At 59.8% G+C, this 17,648-nt stretch carries 14 protein-coding genes; all 14 read right to left on the reverse strand.

Annotated elements, in window-relative coordinates:
* Positions 1-169: 169 nt before the first annotated feature.
* Positions 170-1,498 carry a tRNA lysidine(34) synthetase TilS gene (tilS, locus tag AC1MDC_RS24805; RefSeq protein WP_480393867.1) on the reverse strand — a complete coding sequence of 443 codons (1,329 nt, stop codon included), beginning with the start codon at positions 1,496-1,498 and terminating at the stop codon, positions 170-172.
* Positions 1,499-1,645: 147 nt separating this feature from the next.
* Complete coding sequence (locus tag AC1MDC_RS24810) at positions 1,646-2,593, reverse strand: acetyl-CoA carboxylase carboxyltransferase subunit alpha (RefSeq protein ID WP_064379018.1); 948 nt, start codon at positions 2,591-2,593, stop codon at positions 1,646-1,648.
* Between the two features lie 139 nt (positions 2,594-2,732).
* Positions 2,733-6,254: a DNA polymerase III subunit alpha gene (gene dnaE / locus AC1MDC_RS24815; RefSeq protein ID WP_085702588.1), complete on the reverse strand. Its 3,522-nt coding sequence runs from the start codon at positions 6,252-6,254 to the stop codon at positions 2,733-2,735.
* Between the two features lie 76 nt (positions 6,255-6,330).
* Complete coding sequence (gene rnhB, locus AC1MDC_RS24820; RefSeq protein WP_139832574.1) at positions 6,331-6,957, reverse strand: ribonuclease HII; 627 nt, start codon at positions 6,955-6,957, stop codon at positions 6,331-6,333.
* Between the two features lie 11 nt (positions 6,958-6,968).
* Entirely contained in the window at positions 6,969-8,099 is a 1,131-nt protein-coding gene (gene lpxB, locus AC1MDC_RS24825) for a lipid-A-disaccharide synthase (RefSeq protein ID WP_480393868.1), read from the reverse strand.
* A gap of 2 nt (positions 8,100-8,101) precedes the next feature.
* The gene (gene lpxA / locus AC1MDC_RS24830) at positions 8,102-8,878 is read right to left on the reverse strand and encodes an acyl-ACP--UDP-N-acetylglucosamine O-acyltransferase (RefSeq protein WP_085697333.1); all 777 of its coding nucleotides are present in this window, start codon (positions 8,876-8,878) and stop codon (positions 8,102-8,104) included.
* On the reverse strand, positions 8,875-9,315 hold the full coding sequence (fabZ, locus tag AC1MDC_RS24835; protein ID WP_003222142.1) for a 3-hydroxyacyl-ACP dehydratase FabZ: 441 nt from the start codon (positions 9,313-9,315) through the stop codon (positions 8,875-8,877). The genes lpxA and fabZ overlap by 4 nt, the downstream gene beginning before the upstream one ends.
* Before the next feature lie 106 nt (positions 9,316-9,421).
* A complete protein-coding gene (gene lpxD / locus AC1MDC_RS24840; RefSeq protein ID WP_085697332.1) occupies positions 9,422-10,477 on the reverse strand; it encodes a UDP-3-O-(3-hydroxymyristoyl)glucosamine N-acyltransferase in 1,056 nt (351 codons plus the stop codon).
* A gap of 3 nt (positions 10,478-10,480) precedes the next feature.
* Positions 10,481-10,984, reverse strand: a complete 504-nt coding sequence (locus tag AC1MDC_RS24845; protein ID WP_003222140.1) for an OmpH/Skp family outer membrane protein — start codon at positions 10,982-10,984, stop codon at positions 10,481-10,483.
* Positions 10,985-11,029: 45 nt separating this feature from the next.
* Positions 11,030-13,405, reverse strand: a complete 2,376-nt coding sequence (gene bamA / locus AC1MDC_RS24850) for an outer membrane protein assembly factor BamA (RefSeq protein ID WP_085702585.1) — start codon at positions 13,403-13,405, stop codon at positions 11,030-11,032.
* 74 nt (positions 13,406-13,479) lie between these two features.
* A complete protein-coding gene (rseP, locus tag AC1MDC_RS24855; RefSeq protein WP_266200833.1) occupies positions 13,480-14,832 on the reverse strand; it encodes a sigma E protease regulator RseP in 1,353 nt (450 codons plus the stop codon).
* A gap of 53 nt (positions 14,833-14,885) precedes the next feature.
* Entirely contained in the window at positions 14,886-16,076 is a 1,191-nt protein-coding gene (gene ispC / locus AC1MDC_RS24860; RefSeq protein WP_480393869.1) for a 1-deoxy-D-xylulose-5-phosphate reductoisomerase, read from the reverse strand.
* Entirely contained in the window at positions 16,073-16,879 is an 807-nt protein-coding gene (locus AC1MDC_RS24865) for a phosphatidate cytidylyltransferase (RefSeq protein ID WP_480393870.1), read from the reverse strand. The genes ispC and AC1MDC_RS24865 overlap by 4 nt, the downstream gene beginning before the upstream one ends.
* A complete protein-coding gene (gene uppS / locus AC1MDC_RS24870; RefSeq protein WP_085697328.1) occupies positions 16,879-17,634 on the reverse strand; it encodes a polyprenyl diphosphate synthase in 756 nt (251 codons plus the stop codon). Before uppS ends, AC1MDC_RS24865 begins: the two co-directional genes overlap by 1 nt.
* Positions 17,635-17,648: the final 14 nt, after the last annotated feature.

Raw genomic sequence — 17,648 nt, forward strand, 5'->3', positions numbered from 1 at the left:
AAACCGCCGCGTTGGGACAGACCGGAAGTGAAAACACCGGTACGTTGCTCGCTACACATTTTTTGGAATCGCCCAGCAAAGACTGCTTGGTAATCGGCAACTCCTGCAATTCAGGCGAATCCACAGAAGTTGTATCAAGAAGGGAGCGTAGTCTACCGGAATGCCCCCTTCATCTCAAACCTTGATCTTCGTCCGAAGGCTGCCAATGCAATCGCCAGCCTTGCAGCGCATTGCCGTCGAGCCCCGGCAGGTTCGCCACGGCGAGCAATTCTTCATCGCGAAACAGCAGCGGCAATCTGCCACGCACGAAACCCGGCACCGCGCGCTCATTGAGCAGGCGCTTGAGATCGCGATGACCGCGCCCTGCCAGATCCATCACCTCGCCGCCCTGACGGTAGCGGATTTGCAGCGGCCCCACGGGAGTCTGGCCGATGAACGTGACACGCCCGTTATGGGGCAAGCGTAGCGCTGACGACAGGTCGTGCCAGCTGCCGCTGACCACCGGCGTACGCAACCATTGCCCGCTGAGCCACCACAGACGACCGACGCTTCGATGCAGCTCGCCATCCGCCAGACGCCAGACCGGAGCGGCATCGTTACCGGCATCGCGCAGGTCGATCCAACCCGACCAATGGTCGGTATCCGGCAGTCGGGTCAGCGGCTCAAGCCAGTGACTGAGAGCGTTTCGCTGACGGGCATCGGACAAGCCCGCGATCGCCGCAAACTCCAGTGATGGCAATCCTGACCACTCGAAACCACCGGGCATGCTCGCTTGAGCCAGATCGATTTGCGCCAGCTCATCGAGCAAGCCTTGCGCCTCACGCAGATGCGCCGCACTGCGGGCCATGCTGGCGTGAGCCTGAGGCCAGCGACCAGCCAGCAGCGGCATGACCTGGTGGCGCAGGTAGTTGCGCGAAAACTGTCGATCCTGATTCGACGGATCCTCGACCCAGAGCAGGCCATGGTCCTGTGCGTAGGCTTGCAGCTCTGAACGCGTGACGTCGAGCAACGGCCGAACCAGACTGCCCTGCCCCAGCGCTCGCGTGGCCGGCATTCCGGACAGCCCGCGCACACCGGCGCCACGCAGCAGGCGGAACAACAGCGTTTCGGCCTGATCGTCGCGGTGCTGGCCCGTCATCAAGACATCATTGATCCGAGTCGCCGAAGTGAATGCCGCATAACGAGCATCCCGCGCCGCACGCTCAAGGCTGGCGCCCTTTTGCACAGTCACGTGAACAATCTGCAATGGAATGCCCAAGGCATCACAGACAGCCTGGCAATGCGCCGGCCACGCATCGGCCGCGGCCTGAAGACCGTGATGAACATGGATTGCGCTTAGCGGCGGAAGGGATTCGGATTTAGCGAGAGTTGCCAGAAGGTGCAGCAGGACGGTGGAGTCGAGGCCGCCCGAGAAAGCGATACGCCAATGAGCCGCATCGAGCCAGGGCGTGAGACTGCGCAGAAGCCTGGAAGGCAAATCAATCGAGGGCTGACCCATTTATCTACCTTTTCACAAACCAAATGTGGGAGCGGGCTTGCTCGCGAAAGCGGTGAAACAGCCAACACAGTTGTTGAATGTTACATCGCATTCGCGGGCAAGCCCGCTCCCACAGTGTTTTGCATTGTCAGCCAAAACGGCGTTCGATCAGAGGCCGTAGCTCATCAGACGATCGTAACGACGCTTGAGCAGCGCTTCGTTGTCGAACTTCTTCAGCATCGCCAGTTGCGAGCTCAGCTCTGCGCGGATCGATGCGGCGGCCGCAGCCGGATCGCGGTGAGCGCCGCCCAGAGGCTCGCTGATCACTTTGTCGACAATGCCCAGGCCTTTCAGACGCTCGGCGGTGATACCCATCGCTTCAGCAGCATCCGGCGCCTTCTCTGCGGTTTTCCACAGAATCGAAGCGCAACCTTCCGGCGAGATCACCGCGTAAGTCGAGTACTGCAGCATGTTCAACTGGTCGCACACGCCGATCGCCAGTGCGCCGCCCGAACCACCTTCACCAATCACGGTGGCGATGATCGGGGTTTTCAGACGAGCCATGACGCGCAGGTTCCAGGCGATCGCTTCGCTCTGGTTGCGCTCTTCGGCGTCGATCCCTGGGTAGGCGCCCGGGGTGTCGATGAAGGTCAGGATCGGCATCTTGAAACGCTCGGCCATTTCCATCAGGCGGCAAGCCTTGCGGTAGCCTTCCGGACGCGGCATGCCGAAGTTGCGGCGTACCTTTTCACGCACTTCACGGCCCTTCTGGTGACCGATCACCATCACTGGCTGGTCTTCCAGACGTGCCACGCCGCCCACAATGGCTGCGTCGTCGGAGAAGTGACGGTCACCGTGCAGTTCGTCGAACTCGGTGAAGATGTGGTCGATGTAGTCCAGGGTGTAAGGACGTTTCGGGTGACGCGCCAGACGTGCGATCTGCCAGCTGGTCAGCTTGCCGAAGATGTCTTCGGTCAGCGTCTTGCTCTTGTCCTGCAGGCGGGAGATCTCATCGCCGATATTCAGCGAATTGTCATTACCGACCAAGCGCAACTCTTCGATCTTGGCTTGCAGGTCGGCGATCGGCTGTTCGAAATCTAGAAAATTCGGGTTCATAGGCGTCCGTCTTGGGTCGTGTCCCAAATGAGCTTGGGCCGGCCGGTTGTCTATTCGCGCCCTACCTTAAGGGAGAGGCGCGCTGAGGTCGAGATTAAAAATTCAGGTCGTGGGCAGGCGCTTTGATGGCACCTGCCGGTCAACGGTATTGGAGGAAGACGTTGTCTCGCCCGAACTGGTCACGCAGGGCTTGAATCAAGGCATCCGCCGGGTCGATCCGCCAGGTCTCGCCAAACTGCAGCAAGGTCTTCGCATCGGGACTGGTGTATTCCATGGTGATCGGGCACGCTCCGCGATGACGCTTGAGCAAATCACCCAACCAGCGTAGCTGATCGCCTTTAAGATCCTGGGTCTGCAACTTCAGGCGCAGACTCTCGGCGAGGTTGGTGCGCGCATCTTCCATGCTCATCACCCGCTTGACCCGCAGCCGCAGGCCACCGGAGAAGTCATCGTTGCTGACCTCACCTTCGACCACCACCATCGCATCGGTCTGAAGCAACGATTGCGCGGAGTGAAACGCATCGGCGAACAGCGACGCCTCGATCCGCCCGGAGCGGTCGTCGAGGGTGATGAAGCCCATCTTGTCGCCCTTTTTGTTCTTCATCACTCGCAGGGCAATGATCATCCCCGCCACGGTCTGGGTGTCGCGGGCCGGTTTCAGGTCGATGATGCGCTGACGGGCAAACCGGCGGATTTCACCTTCGTATTCGTCGATCGGATGGCCGGTCAGGTACAGGCCAAGAGTGTCCTTTTCACCCTTGAGGCGTTCCTTGAGGGTCAACTCCTTGGCCTTGCGATGCAGCGCGTAAACGTCTGCGTCTTCCTCGACGAACAACCCGCCAAACAGGTCGGCATGACCACTGTCTCGGGTGCGCGCAGTCTGTTCGGCCGACTTGATGGCTTCTTCCATCGCCGCCAGCAAGACCGCGCGATTGCGGTCGATATTGGCCTGATAAGCCTTTTGCTCGTCATGGAAGAACGGACCGAGGCGATCCAGCGCGCCGCTGCGGATCAGACCGTCCAGCGTGCGCTTGTTGATGCGTTTGAGGTCGACCCGGGCGCAGAAGTCGAACAGATCCTTGAACGGACCGGCCTGACGGGCCTCGGTGATCGCCTCCACCGGGCCTTCGCCGACGCCTTTGATTGCGCCCAGACCATACACGATGCGGCCTTCGTCGTTCACCGTGAACTTGAACTCCGAAGTGTTCACGTCCGGCGCGTCGAGCCGCAGCTTCATCGTGCGCACTTCCTCGATCAAGGTCACGACCTTGTCGGTGTTGTGCATATCCGCCGACAGTACCGCAGCCATGAACGGCGCCGGGTAGTGAGCCTTCAACCAGGCAGTCTGGTACGACACAAGACCGTAGGCGGCGGAGTGGGATTTGTTGAAGCCGTAACCGGCGAATTTCTCTACCAGGTCGAAAATGTTACCGGCCAGATCCGCGTCGATGTTGTTCTTCGCGCAACCCTCGATGAAACCGCCGCGTTGCTTGGCCATTTCCTCAGGTTTCTTTTTACCCATCGCCCGACGCAGCATGTCCGCACCACCGAGGGTGTAACCGGCCATGACCTGGGCGATCTGCATCACCTGTTCCTGATACAGGATGATGCCGTACGTCGGCGCCAGCACCGGTTGCAGGCCTTCGTACTGGTAATCCGGGTGTGGGTACGCCAGTTCCGCGCGACCGTGCTTACGGTTGATGAAGTCATCCACCATGCCCGATTGCAGCGGGCCCGGACGGAACAGGGCCACCAGTGCGATCAGGTCTTCGAGGCAGTCGGGCTTGAGCTTTTTGATCAGCTCTTTCATGCCACGGGATTCAAGCTGGAACACCGCGGTGGTTTCAGCTTTTTGCAGCAGCTGATAAGTCGGCTTGTCATCCAGCGGGATGAACGCGATGTCCAGCGGCGGCTCGTTGACCTTGGCGCGGTCGCGGTTGATGGTCTTGAGCGCCCAGTCGATGATCGTCAGGGTCCGCAAGCCGAGGAAGTCGAACTTCACCAGACCCGCTGCCTCGACGTCGTCCTTGTCGAACTGGGTTACCAGACCGTCGCCGGCCTCGTCGCAATAGATCGGCGAGAAGTCGGTCAGTTTGGTCGGCGCGATCACCACACCACCGGCGTGCTTACCGACGTTACGCACCACACCTTCGAGCTTGCGTGCCATCTCCCAGATTTCCGCCGCTTCTTCATCGACCTTGATGAAGTCGCGCAGGATTTCTTCCTGCTCGTAGGCTTTTTCCAGGGTCATGCCGACTTCGAACGGAATCATCTTCGACAGGCGATCCGCCAGGCCGAACGACTTGCCCTGGGCCCGCGCAACGTCGCGGACCACAGCCTTCGCCGCCATGGAACCGAAAGTGATGATCTGGCTTACAGCGTTGCGACCGTATTTTTCGGCCACGTAATCGATCACCCGGTCGCGACCATCCATGCAGAAGTCGACGTCGAAGTCGGGCATCGATACCCGTTCCGGGTTGAGGAAACGTTCGAACAGCAGGTCATATTCCAACGGGTCGAGGTCGGTGATCTTCTGTACATAGGCCACCAGCGATCCGGCACCCGACCCCCGGCCCGGCCCCACCGGCACGCCGTTGTTCTTGGCCCACTGGATAAAGTCCATCACGATCAGGAAATAACCGGGGAACCCCATCTGGATGATGATATCCAGCTCGAAATTCAGCCGGTCGACGTAGACCTGACGCTTGGCCTCGTAATCTTCGGTGGTGTCCTTGGGCAGCAGCACGCTGAGGCGCTCTTCCAGACCATCGAACGACACCTTGCGGAAATACTCGTCGATGGTCATGCCATCGGGGATCGGGTAGTCAGGCAGGAAGTGCTTGCCCAGCTTCACGTCGATGTTGCAGCGCTTGGCGATCTCGACGGTGTTTTCCACCGCATCCGGCAGGTCGCTGAACAGCTCGGCCATTTCCTCGGCGCTTTTCAGATACTGCTGGTCGCTGTAGTTCTTTGAACGGCGCGGATCGTCGAGGGCCCGGCCTTCGCCGATGCAGACGCGGGTTTCGTGAGCCTCGAAATCCTCCTGCTTGATGAACCGCACATCGTTGGTGGCGACCAGCGGAGCACCGAGCTTGTCGGCCAGGGCGACGGCGCCGTGCAGCTGTTCTTCATCGTTCGGACGGTTGGTGCGCTGGACTTCCAGATAAAAACGATCCGGGAACACCGCCATCCATTCGCGCGTCAGGGTTTCGGCCTCGGCGGGATTGCCGCCGATCATGGCCATGCCGATCTCGCCCTCTTTGGCGGCGGACAGCATGATCAGGCCTTCGTTGGCCTCGGCGACCCATTCGCGCTCGATGATGATCATGCCGTTGCGCTGACCTTCGATGAAGCCACGGGAAATCAGCTCGGTCAGGTTGCGATAGCCCTGGGCATTCATGACCAGCAGGCTGATGCGGCTCAGCGGACCATCGGGGTCCTTGTTCGACAGCCACAGGTCGGCGCCGCAGATCGGCTTGATCCCGGCGCCCATGGTGTTTTTATAGAACTTGACCAGCGAACACATGTTGTTCTGATCGGTCACCGCAACGGCCGGCATGCCCATGCTGGTCAAGGCCTTGACCAGCGGCTTGATCCGCACCAGCCCGTCGACCAGGGAGTATTCAGTGTGCAGGCGTAGATGAACGAATGAAGCCGGCATAGTGATCCTGTCCAGTTACATAGAGACAACAAGGCCCGGATTGTACCGGGCCTCGAATAAAACATCAGCCTCGCCGCTAAACCGGCGTCAGGCCTTCCAGCGCTTCATAAGCCTGCCGAACCGGGGCAAAAGAACGCCGATGAATCGGCGTCGGCCCCAAACGCACCAGCGCTTCCAGATGAACGGGCGTCGGGTAACCTTTGTGGCCACCGATGCCGTAACCCGGATAGATCAATTCGAACGCCGTCATCTCGCGATCGCGGCTGACCTTGGCCAGAATCGAGGCCGCGGCGATGGCCGGGACCTTGCTGTCGCCCTTGACCACCGCTTCGGAACGCATCGGCAGTTTCGGGCAGCGATTGCCATCGATCATCGCCAGTTTCGGCTGGATGTGCAGGCCGGCGACCGCGCGCTGCATGGCCAGCATGGTGGCATGAAGGATGTTCAGTTCGTCGATCTCTTCGACTTCGGCGCGGGCGATGCACCAGCTCAAAGCCTTCTCGCAGATTTCGTCGTAGAGCTTTTCGCGCTTGGCTTCGGTGAGTTTTTTCGAGTCGTTGAGACCGAGAATCGGGCGGTTCGGGTCGAGGATCACCGCCGCCGTGACGACCGCGCCGCACAACGGGCCGCGACCGACTTCATCGACACCGGCCACCAGTTCTTCGACTTCGGCGACCAAGGTGAAATCCAGGCCCATCTGCATGCTTGTCTTGCTCATCGTGTTTGCCCGATCAGGTTCAGAACGGCGTCAGCCGCCTGATTGGAAGCGTCCAGGCGCAGAGTGCGGTGGATCTCGTCGAAGCCACGAGTCTGCTCTTCGCCACCGTCGATCAACGGCGACAGGGTCTGGGCAAGCGCTTCGACCGTCGCATCATCCTGCAACAATTCCGGGACCAGCAATCGCTGAGCCAGCAGGTTCGGCAGGGACACGTACGGACTCTTGACCATGCGTTTGAGAATCCAGAACGTCAGCGGCGCAAGCCGGTAGGCCACGACCATCGGACGCTTGTACAGCAGCGCTTCCAGGGTTGCCGTACCCGACGCGATCAGTACCGCATTGCAAGCTGCCAAGGCCAGATGGGATTTGCCATCGAGCAGGGTCACCGGCAGATCGCGACCGGCCAGCAGCTCTTCGAGTTGGGCACGACGCTCGGGGTTGGCGCACGGTATGACGAAACGCACGCCGGGACGCATGGCACGCAGACGTTGGGCGGTATCGAGGAACAGCGCACCCAGACGACTGACTTCGCCGCCCCGACTGCCGGGCATCAAAGCCACCAGCGGACCGTCCGGCAGACCGAGTTCGGCACGCGCCGCACTGCGATCGGCCTCCAGTGGAATGGTGTCGGCCAGCGTATGGCCGACGAACCGCACCGGTACGCCCTTCTCTTCGTAGAATCTGGCTTCGAATGGCAGCAGCGTGAGCATCAGGTCGCAGCCTTCGCGGATCTTCAGGACCCGCTTCTGCCGCCATGCCCACACCGAAGGGCTGACGTAGTGCACGGTCTTGATCCCGGCCTGACGCAGCTTGAGTTCGATATTGAGGTTGAAGTCCGGCGCATCGATGCCGATGAATACATCCGGTTTTTCAGTGATAAGCGTCGCGATCAGGTCCTTGCGGCGCTTGAGCAGTTCACGCAGCCGCCCCAGGACTTCCACCAGCCCCATGACCGACAAACGCTCCATCGGAAAATAGGAGGTCAGGCCCTCGGCCTGCATCAACGGACCGCCGACACCGATGAACTCCACCGCAGGATGCTGTGCCTTGAGGGCGCGCATCAGCCCGGCGCCCAGAATGTCACCGGAAGCCTCCCCCGCCACCAGCGCAATACGCAGATTGGCCATGGTCAGCGGGTGATGCCGCGAGTCGACGACTGGATGGAGTCACGGAACATCGCGACTTCCGGGAACTGGGCAGAGGGTTCGGCCAGTTCGGCCAGCGCCTGTTCGACTGTCAGACCCTGGCGATACACGGTTTTGTACGCGCGGCGCAGAGCGTGAATGGCGTCTTCGCTGAAACCGCGACGGCGCATGCCCTCGAAGTTCATGCTGCGCGCTTCGGCCGGGTTGCCAAATACGGTGACGAACGCTGGTACATCCTTGCCGATCGCAGTGCCCATGCCGGAAAAGCTGTGGGCGCCGATATGGCAATACTGATGCACCAGGGTGAAACCGGACAGAATCGCCCAGTCAGCGACGTGCACATGGCCGGCCAGCGCGGTGTTGTTGACCAGGATGCAGTGATTGCCGATGACGCTGTCATGGCCGATGTGGGCATAGGCCATGATCAGGTTGTGATCGCCCAGGGTCGTTTCGGACCGATCCTGAACGGTGCCACGGTGAATCGTCACGCCTTCGCGGATGACGTTGTGGTCACCAATCACCAGGCGGGTTTCTTCGCCCTTGTATTTCAGGTCCGGCGTGTCTTCGCCTACCGAGGAAAACTGGTAGATGCGGTTGTGCTTGCCGATACGGGTCGGACCTTTGAGGATCACGTGTGGCCCGATGACCGTTCCCTCGCCGATTTCCACACCTGCACCGATGATCGACCACGGGCCGACCTCGACGCCATCAGCCAGGACGGCCGACGGATCGATGATTGCGCGAGGGTCAATCAAACTCATAGCTTGCGTTCCGCACAGATGATTTCAGCCGAGCAGACCGGCTTGCCATCGACCGAAGCCTGGCATTCGAACTTCCAGATCTGACGCTTGCAACTGATGAACTTGGCTTCGAGGATCAACTGATCGCCCGGCAGCACTGGCTGGCGGAAGCGCAGTTTGTCGGAACCGACGAAGTAGTAGAGGGTGCCGTCGGCGGGTTTCACGTCAAGCATCTTGAAACCAAGGATCCCGGCAGCCTGAGCCATGGCTTCGATGATCAGCACGCCCGGCATGATCGGGTGCGCAGGGAAGTGACCATTGAAGAACGGTTCGTTGATGCTGACATTCTTGTAGGCGCGAATGCGCTTGCCTTCCGTATCCAGCTCCACTACCCGGTCCACCAGCAGGAACGGGTAACGGTGAGGCAGGTATTCGCGAATCTCGTTGATGTCCATCATTTCGGGGGGAAGCCTATGTAAAGATTGGGAGCGCGACTGACGCGCACTCCTCTAGCAAATCAAGGAGGCAGTCCAGAGGCTGTGCACACTTGATATGGAAATGGTATCAGCCTTCAGATGAAGCATTACCGTCAGGGGTCACTTCCCCGGACCGCTTTTCCAGCTGTTTCAAACGTCGCGCGATGTCATCGAGCTGACGAATACGGGCCGCGCTTTTGCGCCATTCGGCCGCAGGTTGCATAGCTGTGCCGGAAGAGTAGGCGCCCGGCTCGGTAATCGAGTGGGTCACCATGGTCATTCCGGTCAGGAATACGTTGTCGCAAATATCGATGTGCCCTACCAGGCCAACCCCCCCGGCGAGCATGCAGTGCTTGCCGATCTTGGTGCTGCCGGAAATCCCCACGCACGCGGCCATGGCGGTGTGGTCACCGACCTGCACGTTGTGGGCGATCTGAATCTGGTTGTCTAGCTTCACGCCATTGCCGATCACGGTATCGGCCAGTGCGCCGCGGTCGATGGCGGTATTCACGCCGATCTCCACATCGTCGCCGATGGTCACGCCACCGATCTGGGCGATTTTCTGCCAGATGCCCTTCTCGTTGGCAAAGCCGAAGCCTTCACCGCCGAGCACAGCACCGGACTGGATCACCACCCGCTTGCCGATCCGCACATCGTGATACAGCGTGACCCGCGGTGCCAGCCAGCCGCCCTCGCCGATTTCGCTGCGGGCACCGACGACGCAATGCGCACCGAGCGTTACGTCTGCGCCGATTCGCGCACCGGACTCGATCACCACGAAGGGACCGATACTGGCGCTCGGATCGACCACGGCATCCTCGGCAATCACCGCCGTCGAGTGAACGCCGGCAGTTGCCTTGGGCTTCGGATCGAACAAATGGGAAATGCGTGCGTAAGCCAGATAAGGATCCGGCACCACCAGCGCATCACCGGCATAACTTTCGGCGTCGGCAGCCTTGAGCAACAGGGCCGCGGCTTGCGAGTTAGCCAGGTATTTACGGTATTGGGGGTTTGCCAGGAAGCTCAACTGAGCTGGGCCAGCCTCCTGCAAGGTGGCTAGCCCAGTAATTTGCTTCTCGGGGTCGCCACTCAGGGTAGCGCCGAGGAGCTCGGCCAACTGGCCGAGCTTGATGGTCACGGTCATGGGTTACTTCAGCTGATTCATGCGCTCGATAACCTGGCGCGTGATGTCGTACTGAGGTTTGACATCGATGACTGCGCCACGCTCGAACACCAGGTCAAAACCACCTTTCTTGATAACTTCTTCCACTGCGCTATCCAGTTTCGGCTTCAGTTGCTTGAGCATTTCGCGGTCGGCAACAGCCTTGGCTTCGTTCAGTTCCTTGGATTGGAACTGGAAGTCACGGGCCTTTTGCTTGAACTCGAGCTCCAGACGCTCGCGCTCGCCTTGCTGCATCTTGTCGCCACCGGCCATCAGACGGTCCTGAATGCCCTTGGCGCTGCTCTCCAGGGTCTTGAGCTTGGTCAGTTGCGGGCCGAACTTCTTCTCGGCGTCCACGGCGTATTTCTTGGCCGCGTCAGATTCCAGCAGAGCCATCTGATAGTTCAGAACAGCGATTTTCATGTCGGCAAATGCCGGACCTGCCACCAGTACGGAGGCCAGAAGAACCAATTGAGTCAACTTACGCACGATGCACTCCTACAAAATCCATTGTCGTTGTCTTGGGTCAGACGCTTAGAACGTCTGGCCGAGGGAGAATTGGAACACTTGAGTTTCAGCGTCATCCGGTTTCTTGATCGGCATCGCCAGCGCAAAACTCAGCGGGCCCAGTGCGGTGACCCAGGTTACGCCGACACCGACGGAACTGGCCATGTTGCTCAGACTGATGTCGTTGCATTGGGTGTTCGATTTCGTACCGTTGGCGTTCGTAGTATCGGAACACTTGGAGTCGAATACGTTACCGACATCCCAGAATACCGAAGTACGCAGGGAACGCTGATCCTTGACGAACGGCAGCGGGAACAGAACTTCAACACCGCCCTGGATCAGGACGTTACCACCGAACGGCAGCGGATCCTGGTCCGGGTCTCTCAGGGTGCCTGGGTTACTACCCGTACTTGGCGTGCTTCGCGGGCCAAGGGTGCTGTCTTTGAAACCACGGACCGAGTTGAAACCACCAGCATAGTAGTTTTCATAGAACGGCAAGCCGTCGGTCGAACCGTAACCGTCGCCATAACCCAGTTCGGTGTGTAGACGCAGGGTGTAGTTTTCGCTGATCGGCTGGAACAGCTGGCCACGGTAATCAAGTTTGTAGAACGACAGATCGCTGCCTGGAATGGTGGTTTCCAGCGTCAGGCTCTGGGAACGACCGCGAGTCGGCAGTACACCCTTGTTCAAGGTGGATTCGGACCAGCCGGCCGAAGCCTTGAAGTTCAGGTACTTGTCGCCTTCCTTGTTAACGAAGTCGAAAATCTCGTCAACGGTGTAGGTACCCGTCTTGATCTCGTCCTGCTGAGCGGACAGACCGAAGGTCAGACGCGAAGTCTCGCTGATCGGGTAGCCCACGTTCACGCCGGCACCCAGGCTGTCTACCGCATAGCTCGCTACGTCGACGTCGAGGTCTTTGTAGTCGGTGGTGCGGTAGAACGCGTTGTAACCCAGGCTCACGCCATCAGCGGTCCAGTAGGGGTCAACGTAGCCGAAGTTGTAGCGGCTCTGGTATTCGCTGCGGGTCAGGCCCACGCTCACACGGTTACCAGTACCGAGGAAGTTGTTCTGGGTAATCGAACCACCGAGGATCAGACCGGCGCTCTGGGCGAAACCGACGCTGGCGGTGATCGAACCGGAAGCCTGTTCTTCAACGCTGTAGTTCACGTCAACCTGGTCGTCGACACCTGGCACGGCCGGGGTCTCAACGTTGACTTCTTTAAAGAAGCCCAGACGCTCCAGACGAGTCTTGGACTGGTCGATCAGGTAGGTCGAAGCCCAGCCACCTTCCATCTGACGCATTTCACGACGCAGCACCTCGTCCTCGGACTTGGTATTGCCACGGAAATTGATGCGGTTGACGTAGGCACGCTTGCCCGGATCGACAGCAAACAGGATATCGACGGTGTGATCTTCGTCGTGCGGTTGTGGCACGCCGTTGACGTTGGCGAAGGTGTAACCCTCGTTACCCAGACGACGGGTGATCAGTTCGGACGTGGTGGTCATCAGCTTGCGCGAGAACACCTGACCTTTCTGCACCAGCAAGAGCGACTTGACCTGGTCTTCAGGGACTTTCAGGTCACCGCTGAGTTTGACGTCACGAACGGTGTACTTTTCGCCTTCGTTAACGTTGACGGTGATGTAGACGTGCTTCTTGTCCGGGGTGATCGACACCTGGGTCGAAGCGATATCCATGTTGATATAGCCGCGGTCCAGGTAGTAGGAGCGCAGACGCTCCAGGTCACCGGACAGCTTTTCACGGGCGTACTTGTCGTCGTTCTTGAAGAACGACAGCCAGTTGGTGGTTTTCAGTTCGAACAGGTCGGTCAGGTCTTCCTCGGGGAAAACCGTGTTGCCTACCACGTTGATGTGCTGAATGGCTGCGACGGTGCCTTCGTTGATCTTCACTTTCAGACCGACACGGTTGCGCGGCTGCGAGACCACTTCTGTATCGACGGTAGCCGAGTAACGACCTTGCGCAACATATTGACGTTGCAGCTCGTTACGAACACCTTCGAGGGTCGCGCGCTGGAAGATTTCGCCTTCGGCCAGACCGGATTGTTTGAGGCCCTTCATCAGGTCTTCGGTGGAGATCGCCTTGTTGCCTTCGATCTCGATACTGGCGACCGAGGGACGCTCGACGACAGTGATCACCAGAACGTTGCCTTCGCGGCCCAGCTGGATATCTTGAAAGAAACCGGTTTTGAACAACGCACGAGTGGATTCCACCAGGCGACGATCATCCGCCTGCTCGCCGACGTTCAACGGCAAGGCACCAAAGACGCTACCCGCGGAGACCCGCTGGAGGCCATTGACGCGAATATCAGAGATAGTGAAGGACTCGGCGTGAACTTCGGCGATCATCAATACGGTGAGAACCGCAGTTAGCAGCAGACGTTTCATGAAGTCCTTTCTTATTCCAACTGGCAATAAACAAACTGCCGCAAAATGCGGCAGATTCGCAATTCAGCGAAGCGTTACAGTCGACCCAGATCGTTGACCAGAGCAAGCAACATCACTCCGACCACCAAGCTGATACCGATCTGTATCCCCCAACCTTGCACCCGATCCGACAAGGGACGACCACGCGCCCACTCGATCAGATAAAACAACAAATGCCCCCCATCCAGTACAGGAATGGGCAGCAAATTCAGAACCCCCAGGCTAATACTCAGATAAGCAAGGAAATTCAGGAAATCAGCGACGCCCGACTGGGCAGAAGCGCCCGCCACTTTAGCAATGGTTATCGGTCCACTCAAGTTTTTTACCGAGAGCTCGCCGAAGAGCATTTTCTTCAGTGAATCCAGCGTCAGGACGCTCATGGTCCAGGTACGACGGGCCCCCTCGCCAATCGCTGCCAAAGGCCCGTAACTGACCTCGCGGATCATCTCCGGCGGCCAGTCGACAGCCTTCACACCTGCCCCCAGGTAACCGCTTGGCGACTTTTTATCGCCACGCGCGGCCAGTGTCAGAGGGACGTCGATTTGAACACCGTCACGCTCTACGTGCAGCACGATTTTGGTATCAGGACGCGTACGAACGGTGTCGACCACCTGTTGCCAGTCATCCAGCGCCTTGCCATCGAGCGTCAGCAGACGATCACCGGTTTTCAGTCCGGCCGCCTGGGCCGGGCCTTTCGGATCGAGTTCGGCCAGCACCGGCGGCAGGGCCGGGCGCCAAGGGCGAATACCGAGGGAGCGAATAGGATCCGGCTCATCAGCCCCCTTGAGCCATTTATCAAGTGCCAGCACCCGAGGCGAATCCGCCGTGGAACCCTGATCGCGCACCAGCAATTGCAGAGAACCGCTCTCCCCCAGTCGGCGCACCAATTGCAGGTTGACTGCAGCCCAGCCCGAGGTTGGTTCACCGTCGATCGCGACGATTTCCTGTCCCGCGCTCAGCCCGGCCGTTGCGGCGATGCTGCCCGGCTCCACCGAACCAATGACCGGGCGAATCTGTTCGCTGCCGAGCATGGCCAGCACCCAGAAGAACACCAGTGCGAGGAGAAAGTTGGCCACCGGGCCGGCCGCAACAATGGCGATGCGCTGACGAACAGACTTGCGATTGAATGACTGATGAAGCTGATCGGCCGGCACTTCGCCTTCGCGCTCGTCGAGCATCTTGACGTAGCCACCCAGCGGAATGGCCGCAACCACAAATTCGGTGCCCTGCTTGTCATGCCAGCGCAACAGCGGCATGCCGAAGCCCACGGAAAAACGCAGAACCTTGACGCCACAGCGACGCGCGACCCAGAAATGGCCGAATTCGTGAAAGGTGACCAGCACACCCAGAGCGATCAGGGTGCCGGCAATCATATAGAGCGCGCTCATCTACTTTCTCCGCAATCCTGTCCAGTGCCGCGTGAAGCCATGTGTTGCAAGACCTATCGGTCGTGACGCTTCAACCACTGCCCGGCCAATGCCCTGGCAGTCGCGTCCGCGGTAAACACCGCATCGAGATCGTTCAACGCCACTACCGGCTCGAGATTCAAGACTTCCTCGATGATACTCGCGATTTCCAGATAGCGAACCCGTCCGTCGAGAAACGCGGCAACCGCCACTTCATTCGCCGCATTGAGCATGGCCGGGGCGCTGTTTCCGGCCTCGGCAGCCTGGCGCGCCAGACGCAGGCACGGAAAGCGCTCTTCGTCGGGAGCTTCGAAATCCAGGCGCGCAACGGCGAACAGATCCAGCGGCGCCACGCCCGAATCAATGCGCTCAGGCCAGGCCAGGGCGTTGGCAATCGGAGTGCGCATATCGGGGTTACCCAACTGCGCCAACACCGAGCCGTCCACATAATCGACCAGCGAATGAATCACGCTCTGCGGATGAATCACCACCTCGACTTGCGAAGGCTTGGCATCGAACAACCAGCAGGCCTCGATCAACTCGAGCCCTTTGTTCATCATGCTGGCCGAATCCACCGAGATCTTGCGCCCCATCGACCAGTTCGGGTGCGCACACGCCTGATCGGGTGAAACATGCGCCAGCTCGGCCATCGGCGTCTGCCGGAAAGGGCCACCAGAGGCCGTCAGCAAAATCCGACGGACTCCAACGTTACTCAGCCCGCGAGCAAAGTCCTGCGGCATGCACTGAAAAATCGCGTTGTGCTCGCTGTCGATCGGCAACAGAACCGAACCGCTTTTGCGCACCGCCTGCATGAACAAGGCGCCGGACATGACCAGCGCTTCCTTGTTGGCCAGAAGAACTTTCTTGCCTGCCTCGACAGCCGCCAGAGTCGGGCGCAAACCGGCAGCACCGACGATGGCGGCCATGACGGCATCCACTTCCGGCGCGGCAGCGACCTGACACAGGCCTTCCTCACCGACCAGCACCTGCGTCGACAGGCCCGCCGCATGCAAATCGTCCTGAAGATTACGAGCAGCGACGACTTCCGGCACTACTGCATATTTCGGGAGATGGCGAACACACAGGGCAAACAGTTCGCTCAGGCGGGTAAAACCGCTCAGGGCGAAAGCCTGATAGCGCTCCGGATGCCGGGCAATGACATCCAGGGTACTCAGACCGATCGAGCCAGTCGCACCCAGGACGGTAATCTGCTGCGGGCGACTCACGACGCCGCCATCCACAACAGCACCGCGAACACCGGTATCGCCGCCGTCAGACTGTCGATGCGGTCCAGCACGCCACCATGGCCAGGCAGCAGATTGCTGCTGTCCTTGATGCCGGACTGACGCTTGAACATGCTTTCGGTGAGGTCGCCCACCACCGAGATGAAGACAATCACCGCAGCACCGATCAAGCCCTTGAACAGTTGCGCTACCGTCCAGTCACGGAACAGCGCGACCAAGGTGGTGATGACCAGACTCAGCGCCAGACCGCCATACACGCCCTCCCAGCTTTTGCCGGGACTGACTTGTGGCGCCAGCTTGCGCCTGCCGAACGCGCGACCGGAAAAATACGCCCCGATGTCAGCGCCCCAGACCAGTACCATCACGGCCATGATCAGCCAGTTGCCGAGCGGGTATTGCTTGATCTGCACCAGCCCTTGCCAGGCGGGCAACAGAATCAGCAATCCGATCACCAGTTTGCTGGCGGCACTGGACCAGCGCTCGCTGGAACGCGGGTACGTCAGCACCAGCCATGTTGCCAGTGCCCACCAGATCACCGAAGCGCCCAGCACCCAGGGCGCCAGCCCCGGCAGGATGTACATGACGAACAGCATCAGCGCGACCACCGCGGCGTAGCCGACACGAAATGCCTGCGCAGTGAAGCCGGCCAGGCGCGCCCATTCCCAGGCGCCCAGGCTCACGACCAGACCGATGAACAGGGCAAAACCGGAGCCTTCGAGCAGGAAAAATCCGCCCAGAGCGATCGGCAGCAGAATCAGTGCAGTGATGATGCGTTGTTTAAGCATTAAACCCGGGCTCCAGCTTCGACCTGCTCGCTCGTTTTACCGAAACGACGCTGGCGCGAAGCGAAATCGGCCAGCGCATTGCGCATGGCTTCGTGTTTGAAGTCCGGCCAGAACAGGTCGGAGAAATACAACTCGGCGTATGCCAGCTGCCACAAGAGGAAGTTGCTGATGCGGTGCTCGCCGCCAGTGCGAATGCACAAGTCTGGCAACGGCAGATCACCGGTGACCAGACAGGTCTGCAGCAGATCCGGCGTGATGTCTTCCGGCCGCAGATGACCGGCCTGAACCTCACGCGCCAGACGCTGCGCCGCTTGCGCGATATCCCACTGACCGCCGTAGTTGGCGGCGATCTGCAGAATGAATCGGTTGGCACCGGCAGTCATCGCTTCCGCTTCACGCATGGCGGCCTGAAGCTCCGGATGGAATCGCGTTCGGTCACCGATAATGCGCAGGCTGATGTTGTTGTCGTTCAGGCGCTTGGCCTCACGACGCAGCGCCTTGAAGAACAGATCCATCAAGGCGCTGACCTCATCGGCCGGGCGCTGCCAGTTTTCACTGGAAAAGGCGAACAGGGTGAGCACCTCGACCTTGGCCTCGGCACACACCTCGATCACCGCCCGCACAGCATCCACGCCCGCTTTATGCCCGGCAACACCCGGCATAAAGCGTTTTTTTGCCCAGCGATTATTGCCATCCATGATGATCGCGACATGGCGCGGCACCGCGGACGGCGCAGTCTGCTTGGTCTTATCCATTAAAAACTCGACCC

The sequence above is a fragment of the Pseudomonas sp. 1 genome (assembly GCF_056626735.1).

Coding starts and splice junctions, on each gene's coding strand:
- dnaE (WP_085702588.1), bottom strand. CDS start 6,254: ATGCCGGCTTCATTCGTTCATCTACGCCTGCACACTGAATACTCCCTG.
- lpxA (WP_085697333.1), bottom strand. CDS start 8,878: ATGAGTTTGATTGACCCTCGCGCAATCATCGATCCGTCGGCCGTCCTG.
- rseP (WP_266200833.1), bottom strand. CDS start 14,832: ATGAGCGCGCTCTATATGATTGCCGGCACCCTGATCGCTCTGGGTGTG.
- lpxD (WP_085697332.1), bottom strand. CDS start 10,477: ATGACCGTGACCATCAAGCTCGGCCAGTTGGCCGAGCTCCTCGGCGCT.
- lpxB (WP_480393868.1), bottom strand. CDS start 8,099: ATGGCCAATCTGCGTATTGCGCTGGTGGCGGGGGAGGCTTCCGGTGAC.
- AC1MDC_RS24865 (WP_480393870.1), bottom strand. CDS start 16,879: ATGCTTAAACAACGCATCATCACTGCACTGATTCTGCTGCCGATCGCT.
- fabZ (WP_003222142.1), bottom strand. CDS start 9,315: ATGATGGACATCAACGAGATTCGCGAATACCTGCCTCACCGTTACCCG.
- uppS (WP_085697328.1), bottom strand. CDS start 17,634: ATGGATAAGACCAAGCAGACTGCGCCGTCCGCGGTGCCGCGCCATGTC.
- bamA (WP_085702585.1), bottom strand. CDS start 13,405: ATGAAACGTCTGCTGCTAACTGCGGTTCTCACCGTATTGATGATCGCC.
- tilS (WP_480393867.1), bottom strand. CDS start 1,498: ATGGGTCAGCCCTCGATTGATTTGCCTTCCAGGCTTCTGCGCAGTCTC.
- AC1MDC_RS24810 (WP_064379018.1), bottom strand. CDS start 2,593: ATGAACCCGAATTTTCTAGATTTCGAACAGCCGATCGCCGACCTGCAA.
- rnhB (WP_139832574.1), bottom strand. CDS start 6,957: ATGCAGATGGGCCTGGATTTCACCTTGGTCGCCGAAGTCGAAGAACTG.